Origin of the sequence: Mycolicibacter algericus DSM 45454 (assembly GCF_002086455.1) — a bacterium.
Taxonomy (GTDB): Bacteria; Actinomycetota; Actinomycetes; order Mycobacteriales; family Mycobacteriaceae; genus Mycobacterium; species Mycobacterium algericum.
This window is the reverse complement of sequence record NZ_MVHC01000031.1, coordinates 35833-42157: the sequence shown is the minus strand read 5'-3', so window position 1 is coordinate 42157 and position 6325 is coordinate 35833. Positions and strand designations below refer to the sequence as shown.

General features: G+C 69.8%; 7 protein-coding genes. 6 read left to right on the top strand and 1 reads right to left on the bottom strand.

What is annotated here, in order from left to right; all coding sequences use genetic code 11:
- Nucleotides 1–73 precede the first annotated feature (73 nt).
- Nucleotides 74–406, bottom strand: coding sequence for a hypothetical protein (locus tag BST10_RS19255; RefSeq protein ID WP_083039993.1), 333 nt, complete (start codon nt 404–406; stop codon nt 74–76).
- A 70-nt stretch (nt 407–476) separates the two neighbouring features.
- Between BST10_RS19255 and BST10_RS19250 the strand changes: the two genes are divergently transcribed.
- From BST10_RS19250 to BST10_RS19225, 6 genes are all read left to right on the top strand, one after another.
- Nucleotides 477–1109: a TetR/AcrR family transcriptional regulator gene (locus BST10_RS19250; RefSeq protein WP_371869221.1), complete on the top strand. Its 633-nt coding sequence runs from the start codon at nt 477–479 to the stop codon at nt 1107–1109.
- 139 nt (nt 1110–1248) lie between these two features.
- Entirely contained in the window at nt 1249–1617 is a 369-nt protein-coding gene (locus BST10_RS19245) for a YraN family protein (protein ID WP_083039987.1), read from the top strand.
- Nucleotides 1617–3128: a YifB family Mg chelatase-like AAA ATPase gene (locus tag BST10_RS19240; RefSeq protein ID WP_083039984.1), complete on the top strand. Its 1512-nt coding sequence runs from the start codon at nt 1617–1619 to the stop codon at nt 3126–3128. The genes BST10_RS19245 and BST10_RS19240 overlap by 1 nt, the downstream gene beginning before the upstream one ends.
- A complete protein-coding gene (gene dprA, locus BST10_RS19235) occupies nt 3125–4261 on the top strand; it encodes a DNA-processing protein DprA (protein ID WP_083039981.1) in 1137 nt (378 codons plus the stop codon). The genes BST10_RS19240 and dprA overlap by 4 nt, the downstream gene beginning before the upstream one ends.
- 40 nt (nt 4262–4301) lie before the next feature.
- Nucleotides 4302–5159, top strand: a complete 858-nt coding sequence (locus BST10_RS19230; RefSeq protein WP_083039978.1) for a siderophore-interacting protein — start codon at nt 4302–4304, stop codon at nt 5157–5159.
- A 4-nt stretch (nt 5160–5163) separates the two neighbouring features.
- Nucleotides 5164–6324, top strand: coding sequence for an alpha-hydroxy-acid oxidizing protein (locus tag BST10_RS19225; RefSeq protein ID WP_013829545.1), 1161 nt, complete (start codon nt 5164–5166; stop codon nt 6322–6324).
- Nucleotide 6325 lies beyond the last annotated feature (1 nt).

Below are 6325 nucleotides of genomic sequence, written 5' to 3'. Positions count from 1 at the left end.
GTTGCTGATTCTTCCTGCCCGAACACCGGGCATCAGAGTCGCACAACAACTGGACCACTACGAGGGGCTCACCTCAGCCGGTCAACGGCCAGAACGACTGCGGCGTGGTGACTGCATGCATATCGGCAGAGTCGCCGAGGTGCAGATATAACGCGTTGGCGGCGGCCATGTAGCCCGGCGGTGGTGTGGGTAGTCCGCTCGCGCCCACGATCAGGGCGGTGCCGTCCCCGCGTAACGAAACCGCGGCGTCGCTGCTGTCCGGTCGCGCGGCACGCAGGTGGGCGTCGGGTCCCGGTGGCGCCGATGCGGGAGCGGCAAGGATGCAGGCGGCGATGACGACTCCGGCGGTGTGGCCGGGGCTCCTGCAACCGCTTGGCGTGACGGCCCATCGTGACTGCGCTGTCATGGCGCATGATCCTACATCGATGTAGGGAAATTATACAGAGCTGAAGGATCTTTGCTACATTCTTGTGGTGATTGCTGCACCTCTACCTGCGCCGGCGCGTGAGCGGGCAGCTCACCTGGGCCCCGAACGCCGCCGACCCCAGGTGCTTGACGCCGCGCTGGCGATTGCCGCCTCATCGGGCACCGCCGCGGTGACCGTCGGTTCGATCGCCGGGCGGCTCGGCGTAACGCGGCCCGTGGTGTACGCGTGCTTCGCCGATCGGGTGACATTGATCGAGGCATTGGTTGAGCGCGAACGCAACGTGATCGTGCAGGGTCTGCTCGATGCGCTCCACGCCGCGCGTGGCGACGACCCCGAGACCGCATTCGTTGCCGGTTACCGGGCACTGCTGCGAACCGTCGAGGAGCACCCTGACACGTGGCGATTGATCTTCACCTCCAACCCCGATCCGTCGGTGGCCGGCGTGATCGCCACCGCGCGTCATGAAATGGCTGCCAGTGCGACGCGCTGGATCGGCCCCGCGCTGAACAGCTGGTGGGGCACAGCGGAACTGGACCGCAAACTTCCGGTTCTCATCGAGTTGTTCATGTCCTCCAGCGAGGCCGCATCGCGGTCACTGCTCGACCCGGAGAACGACTGGACCGCTGACGACCTCGGTGAGTTCTACGGACGAATCATCTGCAGCGCCTTCCGTGCGGCGTGAGCTCCGAAGCGGGCCGGTTTGTCTCGGGCTTGGTCGCCGCTGTGGATGAAGCCGCAACTGTGCATAACCGACTGTGATGCAGCCGGTTTCGGCGCGGCGCGGCTCGACGCTGTCGGTGCGATGACCGAATCTGACCGGCATGACAACCATGACGCGCGCCGAGCTCGGGGCGCTTGGGGAACAGCTGGCCGTTGACCACCTGCTCGGGCAGGGGTGGACGATCCTGGCCCGCAACTGGCGGTGCCGGTACGGCGAACTGGACGTAATAGCTGACGATCCGGCCGCAGGAGCCGTGGTGTTCGTCGAGGTGAAAACCCGCACCGGTGACGGGTTCGGCGGGCTGGCGTATGCGGTACCCCCGGAGAAAATACGCCGGGTGCGCCGGCTGGCCGGATTGTGGCTCGCCGGCCAGCAATCGCACTGGGTTGAAGTCCGGGTGGATGTGATCGGGGTCCGGATCGGGCGGTGCCGCACGCCGGAGATCACCCACTTGCGGGGAGTGGTCTGATGACGCTGGGGCGGGCGTTCTCGGTCGCGGTCCGCGGCCTCGACGGCCTGATCGTGGAGATCGAGGCCGACATCACCTCGGGGCTGCCCGGCGTGCATCTGGTGGGCCTGCCCGACGCCGCCTTACAGGAGTCGCGGGATCGGGTGCGGGCGGCGATCACCAACAGCGAACAGAACTGGCCGAAATCCCGTCTGACGCTGGCACTGTCGCCGGCGACGCTGCCGAAGATGGGGTCGGTCTATGACCTGGCGCTGGCCGCCGCGGTGCTTTCGGCGGATCGTGGCACGCCCTGGCCCCGGCTGGAGAAGACGGTGCTGCTGGGCGAGCTGGCGCTGGACGGGCGGGTGCGACCGGTGCACGGGGTGCTGCCGGCGGTGCTGGCCGCTAAGAACGAAGGCTGGGCGCGCGCGGTGGTCCCGGTGGACAATCTCGCCGAAGCCAGCCTGGTGGACGGCATCGAGGTCCTCGGGGTGGCGACGCTGCGCCGACTGCACGGCTGGCTGGAGGGCTCGGCACGGCTGCAGGAACGGATCACCACCGTAGCTCCGGTAGCCGAGCCGGCCGCGGACCTGGCCGAGGTGGTCGGCCAGGCCCAAGCCCGGTTCGCCGTCGAGGTGGCTGCGGCCGGATCGCACCATCTGATCCTGACCGGCCCGCCCGGCGTTGGCAAAACCATGTTGGCGCAACGTCTTCCGGGCCTGTTACCACCGCTGACCGAAAGTGAATCGCTGGAGGTCACCGCGATCCACTCGGTCGCGGGACTGTTATCCGGTTGCGCGCCGTTGATCACCCGGCCACCGTTCATCGCACCGCACCACAGCTCCAGCGTGGCGGCACTGGTCGGCGGCGGCTCCGGAATGGCCCGGCCGGGCGCGGTGAGCCGCGCGCACCGCGGAGTGTTGTTCCTCGACGAGTGCGCCGAGATCCGGGTCAGCGCCCTGGAAGCGTTACGCACACCGTTGGAGGACGGCGAGATCCGGCTGGCCCGCCGCGATGGGGTGGCCTGCTACCCGGCCCGCTTCCAGCTGGTGATGGCGGCCAACCCCTGCCCGTGTGCACCGGCCGACCCGCGCGACTGCACTTGCAAGTCGATGGCGAAGCGGCGCTACCTCGGCCGGCTGTCCGGGCCGCTGTTGGACCGGGTGGACCTACGGGTGGAGATGCATCCGGTGCGCGCCGGCGCGTTCTCCGCCGCCGACGGCGAATCGACGGCCGCGGTGCGTGCACGGGTGGCAGGCGCGCGTGCCGCGGCGGCGACACGCTGGGGGCCGCACGGCTTTCACACCAACGCCGAGGTCAGCGGCGCGTTGCTACGCCGCAAGTTTCGGCTCTCCGGCGCGGCGATGGCCCCGCTGCGCACCGCGCTGGACCGCGGCCTGCTCTCGATCCGCGGCGCCAACCGCACGCTGCGGGTGGCCTGGACGTTGAGTGACCTGGCGGGCCGGAACTCGCCCGGCCTCGACGAGGTCGCCGCGGCCCTGAGCTTTCGGCAGCCGGGGGCGGCCCGGTGAGCGCCGATGAGGCCACCCTGCGGGCCTGGGCGTATCTGTCCCGAGTCGCCGAACCGCCGCGCCCGGAGCTGGCCACATTGGTCGCGCGGGCCGGCCCGGTCGAGGCGGCGAAACGCATCCGGTCCGGCGACGTCGAACCGGAACTGGCAAAGTATACCGAGGCTAGACGCGAGATCGACTCTGCCGCTGAGGATCTGGAGTTGGTGGCACGCCGCGGTGGCCGGCTGGTCACTCCTGATGACGACGAATGGCCGCTGCTGGCGTTCGCCGCGTTCGACGGCGCCGCGGCCGCGCGAAAGCCGGATTGCCGCGTACCGCTGGTGTTGTGGGCGGTAGGTCCGGCGCGTCTGGATGAGATCGCCGAACGCGCCACCGCGATCGTCGGCACCCGGGCCGCGACCGCCTACGGCGAGCTGGTGGCCGCGGACTTGGCCGCCGGGCTGGTCGAACGTGACGTGGCGGTGGTCTCCGGCGGCGCCTACGGGATCGACGGTGCGGCTCACCGCGCCACGCTCGCCGCAGACGGAACCACGGTGGCGGTGTTGGCCGGCGGCATCGACATCAGTTATCCGGCAGGCCATTCCGCGCTGCTGCACCGCATCGGCGGCAACGGACTGCTGGTCACCGAATATCCGCCCGGGGTCCGTCCGGTTCGGCACCGCTTTCTGACCCGCAACCGGTTGGTGGCGGCGCTGGCCGGTGCCACCGTCGTGGTCGAGGCCGGAGTTCGCAGCGGCGCGGCCAACACCGCGGCGTGGGCGCGGCTGCTGGGCCGCCCGGTGGCCGCGGTTCCCGGGCCGATCACCAGCGCGGCGTCGGCTGGCTGTCATGTCTTGCTGCGCGCCGGCGCCGAACTGGTCACCCGACCCGACGAGGTGGTCGAATTGGCCGGGCGGGTGGGGGAGCTGGCCGACGTCCCGCCACATCCGGTGACTCCGCTGGACGGACTCAGCGCCGCCGAACGTCAGGTCTACGAAGCCCTGCCGGGCCGCGGTGTGGCGACCGTCGATCAGGTCGCGATCGCATCCGGGCTGGCCCCTGCGCAGGTGTTCGGGCCGTTGGCGATGCTGGAGGTGGCGGGTCTGGTCGAGCGTCGCGACGGCAGTTGGGCAATAGTGCGGCGCAGCCGGTAGCTCGTATAGTCGGCGGGAACAGCCGAAACGGGGAGGCAACGTGGCGGGACGACCGGTTCACACCTTCGCGGTGGTCCGCACCGAACAGCTCTCGGAGCACATGACGCGGGTGGTCTTGGGTGGTACCGGATACGACACGTTCCGCCCGAGCGAATTCACCGACTCCTACGTCAAGGTCGTCTTTGTACGCTACGACCTCGACGTCGCCGCGCTACCGCAGCCGTTGACGCTGGACAGTTTCGACGCCCTGCCGGAAGAGGATCGGCCGGTGATCCGCACCCTGACGGTGCGGCGCGCCGACCCGGTCGCCCGCGAGATCACCATCGATGTCTCGGTGCACGGCGAACACGGCGTCGTCGGTCCCTGGGCCACCGCCGCGCAGCCCGGTCAACCGGTCTATCTGATGGGGCCCAACGGCGCCTATGCGCCCGACCCTTCGGCCGACTGGCACCTGTTGGCCGGTGACGAGAGCGCGCTGCCGGCGATCTCGGCGGCCCTGGAGGCGCTGCCGGCCGACGCGGTCGGCAAGGCTTTCATCGAGGTCGCCGGCCCGGAGGACGAGATAGCGCTCGCCGCGCCGTCAGGGGTGCAATTGAACTGGCTGCACCGCGGTGGCCGCGCCGATCTGGTCGGCCAGGACCGGGCCGGCGACAACGCCCCGTTGGTCGAGGCTGTCACCACCACGCTATGGCTGCCGGGCCAGGTTCAGGTGTTCATCCACGGCGAGGCCCAGGCCGTCATGCACAACCTGCGGCCCTACATCAGAAAAGAGCGCGGTGTGGCGGCCAAGTGGGCGTCGATCTCGGGCTACTGGCGGCGTGGGCGCACCGAAGAGACGTTCCGGCAGTGGAAGAAAGAGCTCGCACGTAAAGAGGCAGCCGAGGCTGCGGCAGACTAGCGGCATGGCATTCGGCGACTACCAGTTCGAGATCTACCTGCAGGGTCTGGCCGGGGTGGTGCCCGCGCTGCCGATGACCTACAGCGAGTTGGAGGCCAAAGCCGCTGCCGCGCTTTCGCCGTCGGTGTGGTCCTATGTGGCCGGCGGTGCCGGCGACGAACGCACCCAGCGGGCCAATGTCACGGCCTTCGACGGTTGGGGGCTCATCCCGCGGATGTTCGTCGGCGCCACCGAACGTGACCTGTCGATCGAGCTGTTCGGGTTGCGGCTGCCCTCGCCGGTCTTCATGGCCCCCATTGGCGTCATCGGGATCTGCGCCCAAGACGGCCACGGCGACCTGGCGAGCGCCCGGGCCGCGGCAGCCACCGGCGTCCCGCTGATGGTGTCCACCCTCACCGCCGACCCCCTGGAGGACGTCGCCGCCGAGTTCGGTGACACGCCGGGGTTCTTCCAGCTCTACACGCCCAAGAACCGGGAACTGGCCGCCAGCCTGGTGCGCCGTGCCGAGGCGGCCGGCTACCGGGCGATCGTCGTCACGCTGGACACCTGGGTTCCGGGCTGGCGTCCCCGGGACCTGGCGACGTCGAACTTCCCCCAGCTGCGTGGGCACTGCCTGTCCAACTACTTCTCCGACCCGGTGTTCCGGGCCGGGCTGGCCCAGCCGCCCGAGGAGAACCCGCAGGCCGCAGTGCTGTCCTGGGTGCAAACCTTCGGTAATCCGCTGACGTGGGACGACCTGGGCTGGCTGCGGTCGCTGACCGACCTGCCGCTGATCGTCAAGGGGATCTGTCATCCCGACGACGTCCGGCGCGCCAAAGATGGCGGGGTCGACGGCATCTATTGCTCCACCCACGGCGGGCGGCAGGCCAACGGCGGGTTGCCGGCGCTGGACTGCCTGCCCGATGTGGTGGCGGCCGCCGACGGGCTGCCGGTGCTGTTCGACTCGGGCGTCCGTACCGGCGCCGACATCATCAAGGCCCTGGCGCTGGGCGCGACCGCGGTGGGAATTGGCCGGCCGTATGCCTACGGGCTGGCGCTGGGCGGAGTCGACGGGATCGTGCACGTCCTGCGTTCGCTGCTGGCCGAAGCCGACCTGATCATGGCGGTCGACGGCTATCCATCACGGCTTGATCTCACCCCGGACACGCTGCGGCGCGTCACCTGAG